At 60.5% G+C, this 22,369-nt stretch carries 14 protein-coding genes and 1 tRNA gene; 6 read left to right on the plus strand and 9 right to left on the minus strand.

Features of this window, described 5'->3' with window-relative positions; translation table 11 throughout:
- Positions 1 to 164 precede the first annotated feature (164 nt).
- From EII11_RS03100 to EII11_RS03125, 6 genes are all read right to left on the minus strand, one after another.
- Positions 165 to 237 (minus strand) — tRNA-Thr (locus tag EII11_RS03100).
- Positions 238 to 369: 132 nt separating this feature from the next.
- Positions 370 to 2,028 (minus strand): alpha/beta hydrolase, encoded by a 1,659-nt coding sequence (locus tag EII11_RS03105; RefSeq protein WP_124868521.1) that lies wholly within the window; start codon positions 2,026 to 2,028, stop codon positions 370 to 372.
- Between the two features lie 151 nt (positions 2,029 to 2,179).
- A complete protein-coding gene (locus tag EII11_RS03110; protein ID WP_124868523.1) occupies positions 2,180 to 3,376 on the minus strand; it encodes a DNA polymerase III subunit delta' in 1,197 nt (398 codons plus the stop codon).
- Positions 3,373 to 4,077, minus strand: coding sequence for a dTMP kinase (gene tmk, locus EII11_RS03115; protein WP_124868525.1), 705 nt, complete (start codon positions 4,075 to 4,077; stop codon positions 3,373 to 3,375). The genes EII11_RS03110 and tmk overlap by 4 nt, the downstream gene beginning before the upstream one ends.
- A 47-nt stretch (positions 4,078 to 4,124) precedes the next feature.
- Positions 4,125 to 6,911, minus strand: coding sequence for a type I DNA topoisomerase (gene topA, locus EII11_RS03120; protein WP_124868527.1), 2,787 nt, complete (start codon positions 6,909 to 6,911; stop codon positions 4,125 to 4,127).
- A 229-nt stretch (positions 6,912 to 7,140) separates the two neighbouring features.
- Positions 7,141 to 8,823, minus strand: a complete 1,683-nt coding sequence (locus EII11_RS03125; protein ID WP_240623038.1) for a methyltransferase — start codon at positions 8,821 to 8,823, stop codon at positions 7,141 to 7,143.
- Between the two features lie 114 nt (positions 8,824 to 8,937).
- On the opposite strand from EII11_RS03125, the gene tdh reads away from it, so the two are divergent.
- The 6 genes from tdh (at position 8,938) to EII11_RS03155 (ending at position 17,102) form a co-directional block, all read left to right on the plus strand.
- The gene (gene tdh / locus EII11_RS03130; protein WP_124868529.1) at positions 8,938 to 9,996 is read left to right on the plus strand and encodes an L-threonine 3-dehydrogenase; all 1,059 of its coding nucleotides are present in this window, start codon (positions 8,938 to 8,940) and stop codon (positions 9,994 to 9,996) included.
- Positions 9,997 to 10,365: 369 nt separating this feature from the next.
- Entirely contained in the window at positions 10,366 to 10,842 is a 477-nt protein-coding gene (locus EII11_RS03135; protein WP_124868531.1) for an SRPBCC family protein, read from the plus strand.
- A 53-nt stretch (positions 10,843 to 10,895) separates the two neighbouring features.
- Positions 10,896 to 12,251: an MFS transporter gene (locus EII11_RS03140; protein WP_240623039.1), complete on the plus strand. Its 1,356-nt coding sequence runs from the start codon at positions 10,896 to 10,898 to the stop codon at positions 12,249 to 12,251.
- A gap of 6 nt (positions 12,252 to 12,257) precedes the next feature.
- Positions 12,258 to 12,761: a universal stress protein gene (locus EII11_RS03145; RefSeq protein ID WP_124868533.1), complete on the plus strand. Its 504-nt coding sequence runs from the start codon at positions 12,258 to 12,260 to the stop codon at positions 12,759 to 12,761.
- 28 nt (positions 12,762 to 12,789) lie between these two features.
- Positions 12,790 to 14,661 (plus strand): amylosucrase, encoded by a 1,872-nt coding sequence (locus tag EII11_RS03150; RefSeq protein ID WP_205649214.1) that lies wholly within the window; start codon positions 12,790 to 12,792, stop codon positions 14,659 to 14,661.
- A gap of 254 nt (positions 14,662 to 14,915) precedes the next feature.
- Positions 14,916 to 17,102, plus strand: coding sequence for a sialidase family protein (locus EII11_RS03155; RefSeq protein ID WP_124868537.1), 2,187 nt, complete (start codon positions 14,916 to 14,918; stop codon positions 17,100 to 17,102).
- A 258-nt stretch (positions 17,103 to 17,360) separates the two neighbouring features.
- On the opposite strand, the gene EII11_RS03160 is transcribed toward EII11_RS03155, so the two are convergent.
- Genes EII11_RS03160 through EII11_RS03165 form a run of 3 tightly spaced genes read right to left on the minus strand, consistent with a single transcriptional unit; the run spans position 17,361 to position 22,367 of the window.
- On the minus strand, positions 17,361 to 18,107 hold the full coding sequence (locus tag EII11_RS03160) for an ABC transporter ATP-binding protein (RefSeq protein WP_165867040.1): 747 nt from the start codon (positions 18,105 to 18,107) through the stop codon (positions 17,361 to 17,363).
- On the minus strand, positions 18,079 to 20,799 hold the full coding sequence (locus EII11_RS10455; RefSeq protein ID WP_165867041.1) for an ABC transporter permease: 2,721 nt from the start codon (positions 20,797 to 20,799) through the stop codon (positions 18,079 to 18,081). The genes EII11_RS03160 and EII11_RS10455 overlap by 29 nt, the downstream gene beginning before the upstream one ends.
- Complete coding sequence (locus tag EII11_RS03165) at positions 20,793 to 22,367, minus strand: MFS transporter (RefSeq protein ID WP_124868541.1); 1,575 nt, start codon at positions 22,365 to 22,367, stop codon at positions 20,793 to 20,795. The genes EII11_RS10455 and EII11_RS03165 overlap by 7 nt, the downstream gene beginning before the upstream one ends.
- Positions 22,368 to 22,369 lie beyond the last annotated feature (2 nt).

Here is a 22,369-nt window from a genome sequence, read left to right on the forward strand (position 1 = left end):
GCTAAAACTGCCCCGCACGCGGCGCAAGATTAACAACGCGGGGCAGGATTAACGGGCTAAGTATCAATGCTTGCCCGGACGACACCCCCTCAACACCAGTACACAAAACCGCGCCACCCCAACTTTTCGTTGGAATGGCGCGGTTTCTACTGTATTTTCTTCCGAGCCGCCTGTGGGAATCGAACCCACGACCTAATCATTACGAGTGATTCGCTCTGCCGACTGAGCTAAGGCGGCCGCGCTTCCAACCTCACCACAGTAAGGTCACAAGCAACGGGGTTAGATTACCGGATTGGCACCCGGCAAGCAAAACCCGCACACGGGAGGCTGCTCACACACTCATGCATACGGGCCTCCAGCCAGCAGGGTTCAACTCGAACAATGCAGGCCATCTGCAGGCACGGTGCCAGATACGAGGTATCCCTCGACTGCGTCAACAACACATTGGCTGGCATCCTTGGAGTAGGCAGTGTGGTCCCATCCTTCAGAGGTCACCAGCACGCCAGAACTCAGTTGCTTAGCCAGATTTACCGACATGACATAGGGGGTGGCCGGATCGTGAGTAGTACCCACGACAACGATTGGGTTTGCCCCCTGCGCGGTCACAGGCTTGCGTGTTGCTGTACGGTCAAAGGGCCAGGCAGCTAAGGCAGCACTCTCGTATCCGACGAAGCGATCCATGAGTTTGAGCTCATTGCGCAAGATCATGACCTGAGACTTCCAATCCTGCTCGGTACCGGCAGGCTCATAGTCCAAGGAGTTAATAGCAATCAAGGCATCTGTTGACGTGGAGGCGTAAGTTCCATCGGCCTCCCTATCGTTGAGCAGGTCAGCAATAGCCAAGAGGATCGACCCATCATTGACCGACAGGGCTTGGGTCATCCCCTGAGTAAGCACCGGATACCCTTCGGTGCTATACATGGCACCAATCATTGCAGTGACAGCCAGGTTGATGGTCAAAGGACGGTCAGGATCAGCAGTCGGCATCGGCTGGCGTTCCAGATCGGCAAGGAATCGCTTAATACGCTCGATACCTTCTTCCGTGTCGCCGGTCAGAGGACAGGCTGAACCTGCCTGGCAGTCCTCAATCCAGTGGATCAGGGATTCATCAAAGCCGCGCATCTGAAGCGCAGAGATTTCTGCGCTGCTCATTGCCGGGTCCACTGCCCCATCCAGCACAAAGCGGCCAACGTTTTCTGGGAAGAGTTCAGCGTAGGTGGCACCCAGGAAAGTCCCGTAGGAGTACCCCAGGTAATCAAGCTTTTCTTGCCCCATGATCTGACGCATCATGTCGAAGTCGTGCGCGGCAGAAACCGTGTCAATGTACTGTGCGATGTCACCACTGTGTTCAACACAGCCCTTACCCATGCGAGCTGACAGGTCGCGCGCAAGAGCGATTTCCTCGTCCTGATCTTCGGGCGCGTTATTTCCGTCAACGGCAGCTACGCGCTCAATGTCAGCCTCGTCAATAGCGCCGTGAGTGTTGTAGCGATCGCGTTCCTCATCAGTCATGCACACGACGGGAGTGGAGGACCCTACGCCGCGGGGGTCAAGCGCAACGATGTCGTACTTTTCGACCAGCGCATCGCCCAGTGAGTTACGCACCTGGGAGGTGAGGATCTTCACGGCTGAACCGCCGGGCCCACCGGGATTGTAGAAAAGTGCCGGGGCATTGTCGTTGCCGGAACGGTGCACGGCGACGCTGAGGGTGATTGTCTCGCCGGCAGGATTGTCCCAGTCTTTGGGGGCAAGGACGGTCGCGCACTGGTAATCGGTGAGGTTTTTCGGCGCTGTTTCATGAGAAGGAGTGATGGCTTTGCCTTCACAGGGACCCCAGTTCACCTTTTGCGAGTAGAACGCTTCAAGGGTCCCATCAAGTTCGGTGTCTGGTGACTCATCAGAGACTGCCTGGCCAGAGGGCACATACGCTCGGTTTGCATTGAGCACAACGAAACCTGCGCCAAGGGCCACAAGAGCAAGAACCACTAAAGAGGTGACAAGAATGATGAAGCGCGAACGAGAAGTCATATAGGCAGACTAGCGGGTTCCTCACCTGAAAGAGGAATGGGACGCACCTCAATAGCCCCTACCTGGGGTTTACTCAGGGCATACTCAGGGCAATGTGCAGTGGAAGGACACTCACCCTTCTGCACGTACTCTCTGCCTCGTTCTGCTCACCCTAGACTTGGGGGCGCAGGGCAATAGCCATTGCCTCCAAAGCCAACGCAGGGGCGACATTAGCGGCCAGCCGACGGCGTGCCTCCTCGATAGCTTCGACTCGTTCAAAGGTTTGCGCAGTCGTGGACGCGCGCGCAATGTCGCTGATCGTGACAGCAATATCCTCATTGACGAGGTCAGCCCCCGTACCAAGTTGCAGCATGAGAACGTCACGGTAGATAGCGAGCAGATCCACTAAAGCTCGGTCGAGAACATCGTGGATTGCTCGCTTGGCTCGACGTTTCTGCTCCTCTTCCAACTGGTGAAGCTGCGCCCGAGAATGAGCATTTGCCCGCTCGCCTTCCTCCATACCAAGCTGGCGGAGTAGTTCTGCCCGTTCACGCGCGTTACGTTCTTCCGTTTGTGCCTCTGCCTGAGCTTTTGCTGTCTCTAACAGGTCGGAGGCAGCCATGACGGCCTCACCGACAGAGCGCACGGTAATGGGGGCGGTGATGATCTCTCGGCGGCGTTGACGCATCTGCGGGTCACGCGCCAACGCCCTGGCCAATCCAATGTGAGACTGCGCCGAACGAGCGGCCTCTACCGCTACAGCCGGGTCGACACCATCGCGTCGCACCAGCAGATCAGCCACGGCCTGCACCGAGGGGATCCGCAACGACAGGTGTCGGCAACGGGAACGGATGGTGGTGATCATGTCCTCGGGGCTGGGAGCACATAGGAGCCACACTGTGCGTGCCGGAGGTTCTTCCACCGCCTTGAGCAGCACATTCGAGGTGCGCTCGGTCATGCGGTCGGCATCCTCCACGAGGATCACGCGCCACCGCCCTTGTGAGGGAGAAACCTGCGCGCGTCCGACAATATCGCGAGCCTCTTCAATGCGGATCTGTGTGGCCTCGGTGGAGACGCTATGCACGTCACCATTGGTGCGGCCCATGGTGGTGCGACACCCCGCGCACTCGCCACAACCGGGCACGGGGCCCGTGCATTGAAGAGCCGCTGCAAAAGCCAGAGCAGCAACAGAGCGGCCAGAACCCGGAGGGCCGGTGATCAGCCAAGCGTGGGTCATTGAACGGGCATCATCCGTATCAGTGGCAGCAGCATCGGAATGTCCGTCAACAATGCGGCGCGCGGCAAGGGCCGCCTCGGCAAGCACCTCGATTGCTGCCTCTTGGCCGACGAGCTGCTCCCAGACACTCACTCCAGAACACCCTCAAGGGTCAGATCCCACAGGGGCGCCTGAGCGGGTGTCATCAGTGCTTCGATACGTTCTTCCAGGACACCGCGGATTTCGCTAAAGACCTCGTCGGGTGTTCCAACGGCGTCAATCACAACCACACGATCGGTGTTTTCCTCAGCGATCCGCAGGTATTCGCGTCGGACACGCTTGTGAAACTCCCCAGACTCGCGCTCTAGCCGGTCACGTTTGCCGTCCTTTCGGCGTGCGCCAACCTCAGGCGGCAAATCCAGAAGGAAGGTAAGACGAGGCTCAAGCCCTTCGGTAGCCCACGCGGACAGGGAACGAATTTCATCCACACCGAGGGCGCGCGCAGCACCTTGGTAGGCAACAGAAGAGTCGATATAGCGATCCCCCAAGACAACGGTGCCAGCCTCCAAAGCAGGGCGGATCACAGTTGCGACGTGATAGGCGCGGTCGGCGGCATACAGCAGAGCCTCGGTGCGCGGATCAACGTCTTCTGGCCCATTTTGGACGAGGCGGCGCAGCTCGGTTCCCATCTCAGTACCACCGGGTTCACGGGTGACAAGCACGGTGTATCCGCGCTCCTCAAACCACGCGCGAACCTTCTGAATCTGCGTCGTCTTACCTGATCCGTCACCCCCTTCAAAGGTAATGAAAAGGCTGCCTTCAGGGGCCCGTCGCTGCCCACCCACTTGCGTCATGGCACTATCTTCCCACGGCCACCCCGAATCTGCGGAGTCGCCTCTCCTTACTTCGTTGATGAGCCGGTTGAGCTGGACTTTCGCGTCGTTGTTTTCTTTGCCGCTGTCTTTGAAGTGGTGGCCTTCTTCGTTGCCGTCTTGCGCGTCGTTTTAGCCTTCGCCTTCGTTGAGGGCCCCTTGGCGCGCTTATCCGCCAGCAACTCAAAGGCACGCTCTTCGGTCAGGTTTTCCACCGTTTCTGCGCGCGGCACCGTAATATTCGTTTCCCCATCGGTGATGTAGGGGCCGAAGCGACCATCCTTGACAACAACCTTCTTGCCCGAAATCGGATCCACACCGAACTCGCGCAAAGGCGGCTTAGCGGCCCCGCGCCCACGCTGCTTAGGCTGAGCGTAGATCTCCAGCGCCTCTTCAAGGGTGATGGTCAGCAGTTGATCCTCGCTGGACAGGGTGCGAGAGTCCGTCCCCTTCTTCAAGTACGGCCCGTAGCGGCCATTCTGGGCGGTAATGACCTCGCCGGTGGCGGGGTCGGTGCCGAGCTCGCGCGGCAGGGTCAGCAGGGCGAGAGCGTCCTCGAGGGTGACGGTCGCCAGGGACATCGTCGAGAAGAGCGAGGCTGTGCGCGGCTTGGCAGCGGCCTTCTTGCGGCCCTTCGCTGCGGCCTGGCCCGAGGTCTTGCCTGCGGTCTGCCCAGCAGCTTCCTCCGCGGCGAGCTCGGGCAGGATCTCCGTAATGTAGGGCCCAAAACGACCATTCTTGGCCACCAGCATGTGCCCGGTCGCCGGATCCACACCCAGCTCGCGCCCATCGTCAGCGGCTGCGGCGAAAAGCTCAGCGATCTTGGTATCGGTCAGCTCGTCGGGGGCAACCTCGTCGGGAATATTCGCCCGGGAACCATCCTCGCGCTCCAGGTAGGGCCCATAGCGGCCAATACGCAGGGTCACGCCATTGCCACAGTCAATGGAGTTCACGGCGCGCGCATCAATGTCATCGCCCAGGGATTCCACCTGGTGGCGCAGGCCAGAGCTCTCACCCTTCCCGTCCTCGCCCCAGTAGAAGCCCGACAGGAAGCCCACGCCGTCGGCCTCGCCAGCGGCAATACGGTCCAGGTCAGACTCCATGGAGGCCGTGAAGTCGTAGTCAACCAGGTTCGCCAGGTTCTCTTCCAGCAGGCGCGTCACGGAGAAGGCCAGCCAGGTCGGCACAAGATATTGGCCGCGGCGGTTGACGTAGCCGCGATCCGAGATGGTCTGGATGGTGGCCGCGTAGGTGGAGGGGCGGCCAATGCCCAGCTCTTCCATGGTCTTAACCAGGGTTGCTTCGGTGTAGCGGCCAGGCGGCTGGGTGGAGTGCGTGTCAGCCTCAGAGTCAGTCACATCCACAAGCTCACCCTGAGCGACGTCAGGCAGGACCTTTTCGGCGTCAGCATTGTCCTTCTCGGCGTCGTAACGGCCTTTGTCGCGGCCTTCCATGTAGGCCAGGCGGAAGCCCGGCTGGGTGATCACCGTGCCGGAAGCAGACGAGATCACAGTATGTGCGCCCTGGTCGTCAGCGACATCGGTAGCCACGCGGATAGTGGCAGTAAAGCCCACGGCGTCAGCCATCTGCGAGGCCAGGGTACGCTTCCAGATGAGGTCATAGAGGGCGAGTTGCTGGGCGGAAAGCTGGCCCGCCACCTGCTCGGGGGTGCGGAAGTGGTCGCCAGCAGGGCGGATAGCCTCGTGGGCCTCCTGGGCACCCTTGGCGACCTTACCGTACACGCGGGGGGCATCAGCGACGGCCTCTGCGCCGTAGAGTTCACGGGCCTGAGCGCGCGCGGCCTGCACAGCCTGGGAGGACAAGGCCGTGGAGTCGGTACGCATGTAGGTGATGAAACCACCCTCATACAAGGACTGCGCGGTGCGCATCGTTGAGGAGGCATTCCAGTGCAGCTTGCGGGAGGCCTCCTGCTGCAGGGTGGAGGTGGTGAAGGGGGCTGCCGGGCGGCGGCGGTATGGCTTTTGGCTGACTTCGTGGACGGCCGAGGCATCAGCCGCGGCCAGCAGCGCAGCGAGGCGGCGGGCCCCGGCCTCGTCCAGATGGAGGACGCCGGCCTTTGCGGCTTTAGAGGTGAGGACACCTTTTTCGCTAAAGTCCGAGCCGGTGGCGACGGGCGCGCCGTCAACCTGTACGACCTTCGCCCCGAAAGACTGTCCCTTGGCTTCAACGGTCACGGATACCGAAGCGTAGTCGGCGCTGATGTGGGCGATGCGCTCACGTTCACGGTCAACAACAATGCGGGTGGCCACCGACTGGACGCGGCCAGCCGACAGGGAGGAACGAACCTTGCGCCACAGCAAGGGGGAAACCTCGTAACCGTAGAGGCGGTCAAGGACACGGCGGGTTTCTTGCGCGTCAACCAGGGAGGTATCAATGTCGCGCGTGTTTTCCAGGGCGCGTTCAATGGCTTCGCGTGTAATTTCGTGGAAGACCATGCGCTTGACAGGCACCTTGGGCTTGAGGACCTGGAGCAGATGCCAGGCGATCGCCTCACCCTCGCGGTCCTCATCAGTTGCCAGGTAGAGCTCGTCGGCCTCTTTGAGGGCGCGCTTAAGCTCCGTGACAGTCTTCTTCTTCTCAGGGGAAACAACGTAGTAAGGCTCGAAGCCATGCTCAACGTCGACGGCGAAGCGCCCGTAGGGGCCCTTCTTCATGTCGGCGGGAAGGTCTTTGGGTTGGGGCAGGTCACGGATATGCCCGATGGAGGCCATCACGTGGTAGTCGGGTCCAAGGTAGCCCTCAATGGTAGAGGCTTTCGCCGGAGACTCGACGATGACCAGCTTCTTTGAGCCCATATCCCCTGTTCTTTCTGTTGATTCCCATCATGCTCGCGCGCCACGTCCTAGGAGCGGGCGCGCAGAGCGTCTGAGGCGACCATACAACGCCGAAGGGCTTTTGTGTTACCTCTGGACATTATTCGGCGCGGCCTCACGCACGCACACACTGTATTACTGTGTGCCCGTTTTTGGTGTGCCGGACAGAGTCTTCCCTCTGTTTGACCTGGCCAGCCGCCCGCGCCCGCCCCTAGCTGCGCGTAAGCATTCCCGCGCGCAGCAGTTCAGGCAGGATGGAGGCAATTTCTTCCCGCACGGCCTGCGCGTCCACATCCATCAACACGCTGAGCGCTGTGACGATCTGGCCTGCCTGGAGTTCTCCGTCGCAGGCTCCCACAAAGGCGCTGGTGGCCGATCCGACACGAATGGAGCGCCCCATGCCACCGCCCTGGTGAAGGATCAGCGCCTTCGGATCGGGGATGCCCGGGGTGAAGTGGCGCTCTTCAGTGACGTCGGGGGCACAACGAAGCGTGCTCTCCCATACGTCCTCTGGCAGCGTAAGGTGTTCGAGGGCGAGGGCAACGTCCCGCCCGGTGGGTGCGTGACCGTCGGGCACGTAGGAGTAGACCCTGCCTGACGAGGCCGAGGCGGCAGCATCACTCGCGTTCTCCTCCGAGCGCGCCCTCATGGCGAGGCTCCCCATGCCAATAGCTCCCACCCCGGCCTGAGCGAAGTCGCTGATCCACGCCTCGTAGGTGGCTTCAACCTCGTCGCGTGGGACGAGGGTGCCACCCGAATCACGGATCCACATTTCCACGTACTGCGTGGGGTCGAGGATGTCGCGCTGGAGCACCCAGGTGTCCACGTTCAGGCCCTCAAGCCAGCCCTCCATGCGCGCCTGCCATTCGGTTTCCGGGTCGTGATCGGCCGGAATTTCCCAGTTGCCAAGCATTTGCAGCGCGCCGCCTGCGTTGAGGTGCTCGGGGGCTTGGTGGATGATCGCGCCGATCAGTGAGTCTCGTTCCATACCGCCGTCACGGTATTCCAGCAGCCCACCCTGACGCAGAGAATCGGGCGTAATGACGAAAGGCGGGTTGGAGACAATCAGGTCGAAGCACTCCCCTGCTACCGGCTCGAAGAGGGAGCCTTGGCGCACGTCAATGCGGACGTCATTGAGTGCCGCATTAAAAGAGGTAATGGCGCAGGCGCGGGCAGACAGGTCCGTGGCCACCACCTGCTGGGCGTGGGTGGCCAGGTAGAGCGCCTGGATGCCACAGCCCGTCCCAATGTCGAGGGCTCGGCTCACGGGTGCGCGCATGGTCAGGGCCAGCAGGCTCATGGTGGCCCCGCCAATGCCCAACACATGATCGGGGTGGAGAGGCTGGCCGGTGGTCACCTCGCCCAGGTCAGAAAGCACCCACCAGTGATGTTCCTGGCGGTCGTCAGGATTCCCGTCCGGCGCGAATGCCTCTGCAGCGGGCAGGGTGGCCGAGTGAGGGCGCAGGTCAAAGGCTGCACGGTAGGCAAGATCGCCACTGTCAGCATCGACGAGCCCGCCGTTACCGGCTGCACTGTCCACAGGCAGCAAAATACCAAGCTCCAGCGCTCCTTCAACCCCCAACGTAGGGAGGGCTGCGGCGATGGCCTCGCCAGTTTCCACCGACCCGAGGATGAACAGGCGCGTCAGGAGGGCGGCGTTGGCCTCCTCGGCGGGAACCTCGGGTGAGCGCAGTTCGACGAGGGCGGGCACACGCTGGTCGCGCATGAGGGCGGCGCGCGCGGCCTCGGACAGGAGCGTGTCCATGTGCTCCACCGTCCATGTGGCAGCAGCAAGGTCGGCGCGCAGGCGGGCGATCAGCGCCGTGTTGAGGGATGGAACTGGCGAGGGGCTGCCCACCCGAGATGAGGGGGCGGTGGAAGTGTGGTCGCTCATGGGCCCTACTCTACCCGGGGTGTTCCTCGCCGCAGCGAGAGGATTTAAGGACAGCGAGCAGAGTCGTAGAATGAGGTCACGACGTCATCACCTACGCTCACCTGAGGAGCCACCGTGCGCGCACTGCGTAAAACTGCCCCTGCCCCTGGCCTGGAACTGTGCGAGATTCCCGAACCAGAACCGGGTTTTGGCGAGGTCAAGATTCGTGTCATGCGCGCGGGCCTGTGCGGCACCGACATTCACCTCTTTAAGTGGGACGGCGGCGCACCAGGTTCGCTGACTCCCCCGCAGACTCTGGGCCATGAGTTCTACGGCGAGATCAGCGCCATTGGGCCGGGCGTGGCCGAAGGACGAGGCCGCGACGAACTCCACGTTGGCCAGCGCGTGTCCGTTGAGGGGCACATCGTCTGTGGCCGCTGCCGCAACTGCCGCGCAGGGCGACGCCACATGTGCATCCGCACCATTGGTATCGGCGTCAACCGTGACGGCGGTTTTGCCGACTACGTGGTAGTGCCCGCTGGGAACGTGTGGGTTCAGCCTGAGGCTATCGACCCCGACCTGGGCGCTCTGTTTGATCCTTTTGGTAATGCTGTCCACTCCTGCCAGCAGGTGGAAATGACCGGCCAGGATGTGTTGGTTACCGGTGCTGGCCCGATTGGCGTTATGTGCGCGGCGTTGGCTCGCCATGCGGGTGCCCGCCATGTGGTGGTGACGGACATGATGCCCTCTCGCTTGGAACTGGCCCGCGCCGCCGGGGCTGATGTGGCCGTTGATATTACCCAGCAGACCTTGCCTGAAGTGATGGAGGCTCTGGAGATTCGTGAAGGCTTCGATGCGGGCCTGGAAATGTCGGGAGCGCCCGGTGGCCTGACCTCCCTGATTGAGCATTGCACGCATGGGGCAACCATTGCCCTACTTGGCCTGCCCAAGGGCGCTTTCCCGATTAACTGGAACCAGGTCATCACTCGCATGCTCACCATTAAGGGTGTGTACGGGCGTGAAATGTTCGACACCTGGTACCTGGCGACCTACATGCTGGAAACCTCCGAGCAGCTCCGTAACTCGGTGCGCTCGATTATTACCCATCGTTTTGCGCCTGAAGAGTGGGAGCAAGCCTTCGCTGCCGCCGCCGAGGGCACGGCGGGCAAGGTCATTATCGACTGGGAGCGATAGGCCGCGTGAAGCTCACGTTAAGTGCTTTGACGAGGGTGATGACATGCGAGGCAGGCCTTCTTGCCCTGCCAGTCTTGATCGTGCAGAGTTCACTCATTCGATGAACCTGTATTCAATGGATGTGAGCATTGCGCATCGCAAACGTGCATTCGCATCATGACCTAAGTCCCACGGGTCACTTCTATTTTTTAATGTCATTGCGTCCGCATTAGCTCCACCTGGGCCGCAACACGAGTTTTTCCTTGATATCTGGCGCTTTTACCCTCTTCCATACTCCGATACATCTGGTGACAAAAGCCTCCTGCACGCATAGCGTGAAAGTGTTTCCTCACACACCTTCTCTCAGCCCTTTGAGTAATGGAGCGCCCCATGGTTGCCGATGTCATGATCATCGTTGAACGAGTCTTCACCCAATCCCGAGAGACCCTCTTCGACGCCTGGACCATCCCCGAACAAATGTCCCAGTGGAGAGGCAGCCCCGGAACCCATGTGGAAGACGCACGCGCTGACCTTCAGCTCGGCGGGCGCCAATACCATGTGAAAGTTCTTGACGATGACCCCACGAACCGCGTCATCACCGAATCTATCTTCACCGAGTTCTTCCGCCCTGACGTATTCGTCGAACAGCAACTCATCTCGGGAGATCCAGAAATCGACCCCACCACCCCTATGGAGCAGCGCGTCGAATTCATCTCTACCGGCAGAGGCGGCACCCTCGTTCGTATCATCCAAGGCCCATACGAAGCCAGTATTGCCGACTGGCACAGCCGCGGATGGGAACGCGAACTCAACCGCCTCGACGAATACCTCGCCCACACTGAAACCAGCACGCAGAAGGCACGATGATGAGCAGCGCCACAACTGAAACATCTTCCACGATCGTCCGCACAAAACCACTCATGAGCATGAAAAACATCCTGCTCATGAACCTTGGATTCTTCGGTATCCAATACTCCTTTGGGATGCAACAAACCGCAATCAATCCCATCTACCAGATGCTCGGTGCCTCCCCTGAAGATCTCCCCCTGCTCAACCTCGCAGGCCCCGTTACCGGCCTTCTCGTTCAACCCCTCGTCGGTGCCATGTCAGACCGCACCTGGCACCCTAAGTGGGGACGCCGACGCCCCTACTTCATTGTCGGTGCCATTGGATGTTCCATCTGCCTTGCCCTCTTCCCATGGGTGAGCGCCGTGTGGATGGCGGTCCTGCTGCTGTGGGCCCTTGATGCCTCCAACAACACCGCAATGGAGCCCTACCGCGCGTTCATTTCTGACCGCCTCCCTCCCTCCCAACTCGCCAAAGGTTTTCTTGCTCAATCCTTCTTCTGCGGTTTTGGCATTACCCTCGCAAACCTGTGCATCTGGGGCTTTCCAAAGATCCTGCCCGGTACAACAGGACAACTACCAACCTGGGTTTTCGCAGCCTTCCTCGTTGGCTCCGTATGCTCCATTGCCACAGTCATGATCTCTGTCCTCACCACTCCTGAACTTCCCCCCAGCGAGGCCGAACTCCGCGAACTCGCCGAGCAAAAAGCCAGTGGTGGTGGCCTGATGGGTTACATCAAAGACATCGGCAGCGCCATCGTGGACATGCCCCCCACCCTACGCAAACTTGCCCTCGTCTACTTCTTCCAGTGGTACGCCATGAACTGCTACTGGCAGTACGTCTCCCTCTCCGTCGCTAAAGGGGTCTACGGCGTGGAGGACACCGCCGCACAACCAGAACTTTACGAACAGGCAGTGGCAACAACTGGCTCAATCAATGCCTTCTACAACATCGTGACCTTCTGCGTGGCCTTCCTTCTTGCGGGCCTCGCTCGAAAGCACGGTGCGAAGTGGGTCCACGCCATCTGCCTCTTCCTTGCAGCAATCGGACTTGGTATTTTCCCACACATCACCGACCCCTACCTTCTTTTCGTCCCCATCGTTGGCCTCGGTATCGCCTGGGCGTCCATCATGGGCGTTCCCTACATCATGGCCGTGCGCGTCATTCCCTCAACCCGTTACGGCGTGTACATGGGAATCATCAACATGATGATCGTTATTCCCATGCTCATCCAGACACTCACCTTCGGACCGATCTACAAGCACGTTCTAGGCGACAATCCGCATAACGCCATCACCGCAGCCGCCGTGCTCTTGGCCTGTGCAGCTCTGGCAATGCTGTGGATTAAAGAACCTCCCATCGTTCGTGACGTCGAAGATATCCGTTCAAAATCCGGTGAAGACACCATCGGACAGCACTCGGAAGGATGATCTCCTATGACGAAAAAGCCCTACTCAACGATTGTTGTTGGCACTGACGGTTCCTCCCTGGCACCGACCACCATCGCCTCGGCCGCCCATGTGGCCGTCGCTGAGGACGCCGACCTGGTGATTGTCTGCGCCTACTCGTCCTTACCTCGGCGCACTGACGCGATGAATCAGGCCACCCTTGGCGGTGAAGTCACTTTCGACCAGGTGCCCGGTGTTGAAGCAGCCACCCTGGCCCTCGACGAGGCCGTTGCTCAGGCTGAGAAAGCGGGCGCACGAGTCAAAGCCGCTGAACTCATTGACGGACCCGCAGCAGCCTCACTACTGCATTCCATCGAGACTCACGAGGCTGACCTCCTGGTCATGGGGGCCATACGTGACCGTTCAATTGCAGGCAGGCTTCTTGGGACGGTTGCTCAAGAACTCGCAGGAAAAGCCCCCTGCGATGTGCTGATTATTCGCCCTCTCCCTGACACTCCCGAGCCTTCACGCCCTGAAGATGTCACCCTCTAAAACTCGCCGATCGCACTCAGGAACCACCATGACCCGTGTTGATACCACCTTGCGTCTGCGATATGCCCGCTACGGTGAAGAACTCCGCAACAGCCTTCATGCCGTCTACGGCGATGAGACTGAGCGCGTGTATGACCTCGTTGTTCGGATCATCAACCGCGCCTACCGCGAACGTTCAGCCGACCTCAAGGCTCTGGACGAAGCGCGCCTTCTCCAACCCGACTGGCTGCAGCTCCCCGAGCGTGTGGGATACGTGGCCTATACCGACCGCTTTGCAGGAACACTCAAAGGCCTCGAAGCGCGAGTGGACTACCTTTCTGACCTGGGTGTCACCTACCTTCACCTGATGCCCCTACTAGAGCCTCGCCCTGATGAAAATGATGGCGGCTATGCGGTGATGAACTACAACAAGGTGCGCTCTGATCTGGGGACAATGGAGGATCTAAGCAATCTTGCAGCAGCTCTGCGTTCACGCGGTATCGCCCTTGTTGCCGACCTTGTCCTCAACCATGTTGCTGCCGAGCACGAGTGGGCGCAAAAGGCCAGAGCAGGCGAACAGCACTACCGCGACTACTTTTGGATGTTCCCCGATCGGACAATGCCCGACAAGTACGAACAGCATCTCCCTGAGATTTTCCCCGATTTCGCTCCAGGAAACTTCACCTGGGATGAGCAGGCCAAGGCGTGGGTATGGACAACTTTCAACTCCTACCAGTGGGACGTGAACTGGTCGAACCCCAACGTCTTCTGTGAGTATCTAAGCATTATTTTCAACCTGCTTAACCACGGGGTGGAAGTGATTCGCCTTGATGCGATCGCCTTCATATGGAAACGCTTAGGCACCATGTGTCAGGGGGAGGAGGAAGTCCACCACCTAACGCAGGCCTTACGCACCGCCATTCGCATTGCCGCTCCCGGTGCTGCATTCAAAGCTGAGGCGATTGTTGGCCCCGAGCAGCTTTTACCCTATCTCGGAAAAGGCGAGCACTGGGGGAAGGTTTCTGACCTGGCCTACCACAATTCCTTCATGGTCCAGCTATGGAGTTCTTTAGCGAGCCGCGATACCCGCCTTTTTGAGAATGCCCTCCGGGCTTTCCCCGCCAAGCCGTCAAACACGACGTGGGGGGCCTACATTCGCTGCCATGACGACATTGGTTGGGCCATCTCAGATGCGGATGCTGCTCACACCGGCTTATCAGGGCCGGAACATCGACGCTTCCTCTCTCAGTTTTACAGCGGCATCTACCCAGGGTCTTTCGCACGCGGCTTAGTGTTTCAGTACAACCCAGTCACTGACGACCGTCGTATTTCTGGCTCTTTAGCGTCACTTGCAGGCTTGGAAATAGCCCTGGAAAAGGGAGAGGCTGATGAGATTGATCTTGCGCTGCGACGTATCACCATGCTTTTGACTGCGGTAGTTGGCTTTTCAGGCGTTCCTTTGCTGTATATGGGCGATGAGATTGGGATGCTCAATGACTACACCTACGCTGATGATCCCGATCATGCGGCCGACAATCGCTGGGTTCATCGACCGGTCATGGACTGGGATGCAGCAGATCGGGCGCGAAAGGACCCGTCATCACCTGGTGGGCGGATCTATGCTGCGCTTCAGCATGTCATTGGGGTACGAAGGTCGTTACCGCATATGCATGCAAGTATTGAATCGACAGTTGTCCCCAGCCCTCATCAACATCTGTTGATCCTCCTACGCGATCATCCGCAAGGACGCATGGTGCAGGTCTACAACCTCAGTGAACATCGTACGAGTCTGAGCGCTGAAGTCTTGCGCGCTCATCTGGGGCATTCAGCGTGGGAAGCACTCAGCGGTTACGACTACAACCTTGACGTCCACGAGCTGACACTTGAGCCCTATCAAGCCTTGTGGTTTGTCGCTCACTAGCTCTTTGTTGTTCAAGGTCACTGGTGATACCGATCGGGCGTCCCATTATGGGGCGCCCGATCGGTGCTCTTCTCCGCTGTAAACGGGTTTGGTCGCACCGATAATCAGCGTCAGCACTTATCGGATACATGATGTCGCTAGACGCGATTGTTATCACTTATTGGATATCCTTAGCTCATCGGGTCCATCGTCAACAGATACGCATTACCTGTCCGGCCTCGCGCGCCCCCCACTCCCCCACACTCAGGACACCCATGGCTGATACCTCGACAACCCTGCTTTTCCGCTGCCGCGCTTGGGGTGACGGCGAACTCCTAGGCGCCGAGGGCTCCACGGGATCAGCAAGTTTTTCCATCCGCAACGAGGTCCCCACCTGGACAGTCCACAGCGCACAACGAGAAAGCCTCATCGAATGCGAGGACGCAACAACCGTCATTGACGGACGCTGGCACGATGTCGCCATCACGATTGGCGCACGCGGCACGCACCTGTTCATTGACGGCTATATGGCAATGTGCGGCACCGTTGATGTGGGCCTTCACTCTCTCTGCGCTGACGCTTGGCACACCCCGCAGTCTGTAGCGGAAGAGGTCGCTGACCTTCGCGTTCTTCCCCGCCTACTCAGCGAGGCCGAGATCGCCGCCTCCGCGCAGCGCCCTCGACCCTTCGTCGAGTTTGCAGCTAACCACCTCGCGCCTTTTGATGCCGCCCGAGTGTCACCCCTGATAGAAGGGACCCTGTGGACGCGCTTTCGCACGCGGGGCCACGGGCAGACGGGCACAATCCTGTCAGCAGGGATGCGCGGCCTCTCGGGAGAGGTCACAGAGCTACTTGCTGTGCGCGTCGACACTGGCGCGATCACCTACACGGCCTGCACGGCGGGCGGGCAGTGGCGCACCTTCAGAATTGAGGGCGCGTGGGCTGAAGGACAGTGGCATGACCTCGCCATCCGGGTCGGGCAGGGGGCGGTGGAGCTCTACATTGATGGGTTCCGTCAGGCGCACATTCCCGGTCAGGTGTTTTTCGCAGACACTGCCCCCACCACGCTTGCTAGTGGACGTGCCGGCGCACCAACCAGCGAAGCCAGTGAAGCCAGCGAAGAACCTTATGGGCGTTCCGGTGAGCCTTCCAGCGGCTACGAGGTCGTTATCGGCCAAGATGTGTCCGGCCAGCGTCTTTTCGGCGAGGTCGTACGCGCCGCCATCTACGATCATCCCCTTTCAGATGCGCAGATCAAGGGCTTGTCACAGGTTCGCCCCCTCACCACCTGCGCACTTTTTGATCGAGGAATGGAGGGTGCGGCCAGCTACCGTATCCCCTCGCTTCTGGCCCTCCCCTCGGGCGCCCTCATTGCTGGTGCCGACCAGCGCACGAGCATCCCCAATGATGCCCCCAACCACATTCAATTCGTCCTTCGGCGCTCACCCGATGGTGGCCATACCTGGGAGCCGATGCAGGTCGTGATCCCCTCCGAAGGCCATGGTGTCAACGGAGCGAGCGTCATTGACTCGTGCAGTGTCTATGACCGCGAGCGCGACCGCCTGATTGTCCTCATTGACCACTTCCCCGGTGGCGTTGGGCAATTCAACGCTGTGCCCGGCATTGGGGTCGATGCTAAGGGCACCCTCCTGCCCTACGAGCCTGCTAATGGCGAAGATTTTGGCGGCACAACCCCCGCATTGCCGACCTCCTACCTGTGCATGGTGACCAGCGATGATGAGGGCCGCACATGGTCTGCACTACGGCACCTGAACCATCAGGTGAAAGAAGAGTGGATGGTGTTCCTTGGTACTGGCCCAGGCACTGGCATCCAGATTGAGCAGGGCCCTCATGCTGGGCGTCTGCTGATTCCGGTGTATGTCTCCTCCGAAACAGGCGTTGGTTTTTGTGCAGCTGCGGTGTATTCCGATGATGGTGGTGACACGTGGGTGCGCGGACACAGTGTGCTGGGCGTCTATCCAGGCAGTGGGGAGGCGGCCTCGTCAGGGGGTGTCCCGCGTTTGGAGGATCCCGCGTTGGCGACCTACGAGGCAACCCTTGTGGAGCTGTCCGGCGGGCGTATTCTCATGCTCATGCGCAACCAGCATCCCTCTGGCATGGTGGTGCGCGCTATCAGCGAGGACGGCGGGCATCACTGGGGTGAGCTTGAGCCGCTACCTGATGTGCCGGAGATTTTTAGTCAGCCCAATGTTGTTCGCCTCCATGATGGGCGACTCTGTTTCATGAATGCCTCCCAATTGTTGCCTTTCCGTGGCAATGGAGTGATTCGCCTGTCGGAGGATGAGGGGTGTACGTGGCCGTTGGCGCGCACGCTCAATCCTGGCCGTCACGTCTATCAGTCAATGGCACCTTTACCTGATGGTGACCTTGGGGTGCTATGGGAGAACGAGTGGCAGGGTCTGTATTTCACGCGGGTGACTGCTGAATGGTTGACGTGGTGATGGCATAGCTCATCCAGCTCTCACTGCGCCGCTATCTCCAGGCGCAATGCCTCCGATTCACTCTAATACACCGGCAGCGCACTCCATATGTTCCACCGATGTCGCTGCGTTGCACGCATGCGCCTGCGTTGCACCAGTACCCCCACGTTGCACTGATACACCCGGGCCCGGGCGTTTTCGATCGACCAGACGCTGCTCGTGCACCCCAAAGACACTGGTCGAGCAAGAAGAAGGCTTCCGAAACACGCTCGCTCACCCTCACACGCCATGCGCAAGCAGCAACCTCCCCACCTGCTCGCGCCGCTGTATCAGGCTGCCCTCCAGCGAACATTCCTCCTGCAGCCGTCCGTCCACCATGAGCATCACCCGCTCGGCACGCGCTGCCACCCCAGGATCATGGGTGACAACAACAACGGTGCTACCCCCACGGCGCACCTGGTCAATAAGGTCAAGGATTTCTTGCGTACTGGAAGTATTGAGCGCCCCCGTGGGCTCATCCCCCACCAGAATGTCAGGCTGGTTAATGAGTGCCCGGCATAGGCCAGCTCGCTGGCGTTGCCCGCCGGAGACCTCGCTGGGGAGGCGCCAGGCTGCCTCGCTAATTCCAGTTAACGCCATGAGTTCACGGGCGCGCTCCATTATTGCGCCGCGTTCTTCGGCCTTGAGCATGAGGGCAGGTAGGACAATATTGTCCAGCAGAGACAGGCTTTCCATCAGATGCGCATCTTGGAACACAAAGCCCCAGCGCTGGAGGCGGATACGCGCGCATTCCTCGGTGGATAGGCGTGTCATATCCTCACCCCACCAGGTCACGCTGCCCTCGCTGGGCTGTTCAAGTCCCGCCAGAATGTTGAGCAGCGTGGACTTTCCTGAACCTGAAGGGCCCATGATCGCCACGTACTCGCCCTCGTCAATATGTAGCGAGACGTCACGAAGAACTGGAACGTCCTGGTAGGCGTGGTGGATGGATCGCAGGTCAATCATGGTGGCCTCCGGGTTCGTCATATTTGGCGAGGTCGCCGCTGGGTTCGGTAGCGCGACCAGAAGAAGTCCTGCGGGACGCTGGCGCGCCTTGAGCAGGTGAGAGCGCATGAGGGGCGGAGAATGTGCGGGCCAGCGGAGCGACATGTTGGAGCGCCGCATGCGTAGCCAGCCACACCGCGAGGATGACCGCTGCGGGAATCACGATAAAGCTCAGCCAGGGGTTGGGAAGTAGGTGGATGGAAGGAGCGCCGAGCATGCCAAAGGCCATGCCAATCAGCATCTCCCCCACGGTGAAGGTCAGGGCAAGCGCCCCCAGCGTGCCGCCACAAGCAATGACGATCATGCGAGCCAGGTAGGTGCGGCGCAGAGCCGCTGGGGAGGCCCCGATACGCAGCAAGACCTCTCGATCTCGCTTTTCGCGGGCACACACCAGTAGCGTAACCAAGTGGGTAATCAGCGCAATCACTCCCAGGGCGCTCAGCCCCGCAACCCAACTGACCACACGCAGTTGGGCGTGCACTGTTCCCATGGTTTGGGCAATGTATTCGCTAATGTCGGTGACTTTCGCGCCGGGGATCTGCGTGGCGAGCTCGTCTGCGATGGCCTGAGTGTGTGCCGCGTTTCCGGGTTGCGTGAGGGTGGCGTAGGCGACCTGCCACAGTGGGGTGCTTGAAAGTGGTTCAGAGGTTTTTCCGCTGCGTCCACCATTGGTGAGGTCTTGGTAGATACCGCTCACGGTAAAGATGCGCGCCTCAGCTTCGCGGGTTTCATCGCTCTCCACCACTATCACGTCGCCGACAGTGACTTCAAGCTGCTGAGCGGCAGAGTAGGACAGGGCAATCTCTGCTGGGATGGTTTTCCTCGCTGCTCTTTCCTCCGCGGCTCCTTCAAGCGCCTTTCCTTGCCGCGTCCCGGCCTCATCTACGCTCGAATCTGCTGGCACCTCTTCAGGCAGAGCGGGAGCCTTTCCCTCAATGTAGGACACCGGGAAGGCATGGTGGTCACCGACCTCAACAACGAGGCTTTCCGCGTCACGTCCTGGGGTCGACACTTCCACAGAGTAGGAGCGGTAGAGAGCGAAAGCCTCAATCTCCTCATGGGCGGCAAGCGCGCGCTGCATGAGGCCAACATCCGCCGCACCTGATGCTGCGTCATCCGCCTGCGGTGGAGCATCACCGCCAGTTTCAGGTCGCAGGTCAATACGCAGGTCGGCTGCCCCGATACCCAGGTAGGTGGCAAAACGCGGATCACTCATGGTCTGGGTCAATGCTGCGGGCAGGAAAGCCGTCAGCGTTGCCCCCATGACGACGAGGGCGAGCATCACGCTGCTACCTTTTCTCACCGCACGGAGGGTCATCCAGGCAAGCGGAGACAGGGGCGAGGACAGTAGGCGCGACGCACGCAAATAGGACGCACGCACATGATCTATGGCGCTATCCTCACCTTTTTCCGTGGCACTCTTTTTCTCAGGCTTCTCCCCAGCCGCCGTCTGCTGACGAAAAATCCCAGCCAGCAGTCGGCGCCCTCGCCCTTTCTTGTGCGTACCACTCCGCCCTTGCGCCCCCATTCTCAGCAGCTCCGCACTGCTACAGCGGCGGAGACCTCGTAGAAGCTGCAGGCAAAACACGACCGTCAGCCCAACGACAATCGCTCCCACGATCAGGGGCGTCAGTAGGAGGCCCACATGATGGGGCGCGCGGCCAAAGTAGAGGGTGATGCCCTCGCCCAGCCACGCCGACAGCGGGTAGGCGCACGCAACCCCCACTGCAGCGCCCGCCCCCGCCATCACCACGTATTTGATGAGGAATATCCGACGGACCTGCACAAAAGGCGTACCGATAGCGCGCAGCACCGCCAGGGGAGCAATCTCGTTATCCAGGGCAGACAAGACTGCCAGGCGCAGTGCAATCATGGCAATCACCGTCAGCAGTGCCGCTGCAAGTAGGGCAATTGCCGCCATAGCGAAGGTGCTCATTCCATTCATAAGCCAAAAAATGCTGTCGGTGACGGCGATCCCCTTCGCGGGTAGTCCTGCAGCGACATACGCATCAATAAGATCAGTGCCCGACGCACCTTCCGCCAGGCGAAACTCAATGAGATATTCGGGCGCGTAGTGCGCGCTCAAGGCCGCATAGTCCTGCGGGTGGACGGCCATACGTTTGGAGGTCACCAGGGAGGGGTTCATCTGCGCATCACGTAAGAATCCACTAACGCGCAGATGCATCTGCGTTGCGCCGGTTTGGATGAGCACCTCGTCGCCCACTTCTGCCTGCCCGGCTGCCAGATAGTGCACGGGTAGCACGATCTCTCCTGGCGCAGGGGCAACAGGGCGCCCGTCCTCGTCAAGAAGGAAATCGAAGCGTTCCGGGGCGGTCACGGCCGCCGGTTCAAGCACACTGTCACCCTGATGAACCCCGCCAATCCACAGGGAACGGCCGGGGATGGGGAGGGTGCGTTGAAGCTGATGGTCGACGATGTCCGCACGCTGCGTGACCCATTGCGTGACGAGGCCAGCGTCGAGTTCCCCGGTGTGCATCTGGACGACGTTGGGCACTTGGCTGGCTGTGAAGAAGTGGTCGATCGTGTGGAGGGTTCGTGCGGTGATGAGGGTGGCGGAGGCCGCGAGGGTGGTGACCAGGGCGATAAGGGCGGTCAGTACCACGGCGACCAGGCGATGCCTGGCGAGGTCAGCGCGCAGAATGCGGGTCAGCATGGGGCTTCCTCCTGCACCACGAGGTTATCCTCACCACCTGCAGCATCGATGCGTGGCACCACGCACGCCAAGAATGCCACGAGCAGGCCGACGCAACTGATGAGCAGGCCGATGCCTCGGCCAGGCCCCAGGCCAAAGATCAGGCCAAGCGTTGGTGCTAAGGCGCCGCCCTCCATCAGTGCCGGAGTGAACATCGAGTCAGCCAGAGGGCCAGCGACGGCGTAGGCGATGAGGAATCCCATTTGCGTAATGAGGCCAATGCTCCCCCACGCCCGGCCCTGTTGATCGTTGGGGATAAGGCCTCGCACGCCGGCCTCGGCCCCCGCATTACAGGCGGCGAGGGCAGCAAAGACAAGCGCGCAGCTTGCTGCCACCCACCACATGCTGGGCCGCAGGCCCATGAGTAGCGCGCCGAGGCTGACGGCGGCGATGCCTGCGCGCACAAGCCGGTCTGGGCGGGGGTTGCGCAGCATGGCAACGAGGGCACCACCGGCGATCATGCCGCATGCTGCCAGGCTTTCAACGAGGCCGACCTCGCTGGGCGAGTAATGCGGGAGCAGCAAGGGCTTAAGCAGGGTCTGAATAACTCCCAGCGCGAGGGTCAGCATAGCCATAATGACCACTACCGTTCTGACCTGCGGGGAGGCGGCGATACTTCGCCATGAGCTGAGGAGATCCCGGAGAAAGGAATTCGGCCTCTCTTGCCCTCCTGTGGGGCTTGAGGCTAAGTGCTGGCCTGTTCCTGTGGTCGTGCTGGCATTCAGATGCTGGGCTGCCTGACTGGGGGTGCTCTGCGCCGACATGGGCGCACCGGAGACGCCAGGGCCAGCGTTTGGTGTGCTCGCGCCGCTGGGGTCATTCCCCGCTGTGTTTCCTCCGGCGCTTCCTCCGGCCTTACCCTCGAACGCCGTCGCCTTCGCTAGTCGGCTGCGAACATACAGGGTGCAGGCGACGGTGACAAGGGCTGTCGCAGCGTCAATCATCAGCACGGTGGAGACCGAGGATACGGTCATAATGAGGGCCGCTAGGATAGGCGAGATGAGGAATTTGGACGAGGCAGCCAGTTGAAGCATGCCAGAAGCCCGCACGTATTCTTCGGGAGTAAGCAGATCAGAAACTGTTGCTCGCAAGGCGGGCTCGGTGAAGGCAGCCAGGCTGGAGGCAAGGGTGATGCCGATGAGGACAAGCGGAACGGTCAGCCCTGACATTCCAGATTGGTCGGCTGGCGTCCCCACCGTAGCGTTGACCCCCGCGCCTGCTGCACTGTTCAGGATCCCCGTGAGTGTCTCGCCCGCGTTTCCACCGAGCGCCCACAGCACCAGCAGTAAGCCGATCATTGATCCCCCGTCGCCCAGTATCATGAGTGAGCGCCGGTCGTAGCGATCCGCGCAGGTGCCCGCGATTGGCGCCAAAAGTACCATGGGAGCAAACGCGCACATTTGCAGCAGCCCAACGCTTGCAGCGCTGCCCTGCTGGGCGAAGATCCAGGCCGCGAGCGCAAAAGCGCTCATCCCTGATCCAATCGAGGTAATGAGAGCACCAGCAAAAAGGACGGAGAAATACCTCATGG

Source organism: Schaalia canis (genome assembly GCF_003858455.1).
In the GTDB taxonomy this organism is placed as follows: Bacteria; Actinomycetota; Actinomycetes; order Actinomycetales; family Actinomycetaceae; genus Pauljensenia; species Pauljensenia canis.

Coding starts and splice junctions, on each gene's coding strand:
- EII11_RS03105 (WP_124868521.1), bottom strand. CDS start 2,028: ATGACTTCTCGTTCGCGCTTCATCATTCTTGTCACCTCTTTAGTGGTT.
- tmk (WP_124868525.1), bottom strand. CDS start 4,077: ATGACGCAAGTGGGTGGGCAGCGACGGGCCCCTGAAGGCAGCCTTTTC.
- topA (WP_124868527.1), bottom strand. CDS start 6,911: ATGGGCTCAAAGAAGCTGGTCATCGTCGAGTCTCCGGCGAAAGCCTCT.
- EII11_RS03125 (WP_240623038.1), bottom strand. CDS start 8,823: ATGAGCGACCACACTTCCACCGCCCCCTCATCTCGGGTGGGCAGCCCC.
- EII11_RS03135 (WP_124868531.1), top strand. CDS start 10,366: ATGGTTGCCGATGTCATGATCATCGTTGAACGAGTCTTCACCCAATCC.
- EII11_RS03140 (WP_240623039.1), top strand. CDS start 10,896: ATGAGCATGAAAAACATCCTGCTCATGAACCTTGGATTCTTCGGTATC.
- EII11_RS03145 (WP_124868533.1), top strand. CDS start 12,258: ATGACGAAAAAGCCCTACTCAACGATTGTTGTTGGCACTGACGGTTCC.
- EII11_RS03150 (WP_205649214.1), top strand. CDS start 12,790: ATGACCCGTGTTGATACCACCTTGCGTCTGCGATATGCCCGCTACGGT.
- EII11_RS03155 (WP_124868537.1), top strand. CDS start 14,916: ATGGCTGATACCTCGACAACCCTGCTTTTCCGCTGCCGCGCTTGGGGT.
- EII11_RS03160 (WP_165867040.1), bottom strand. CDS start 18,107: ATGACGAACCCGGAGGCCACCATGATTGACCTGCGATCCATCCACCAC.
- EII11_RS10455 (WP_165867041.1), bottom strand. CDS start 20,799: ATGCTGACCCGCATTCTGCGCGCTGACCTCGCCAGGCATCGCCTGGTC.
- EII11_RS03165 (WP_124868541.1), bottom strand. CDS start 22,367: ATGAGGTATTTCTCCGTCCTTTTTGCTGGTGCTCTCATTACCTCGATT.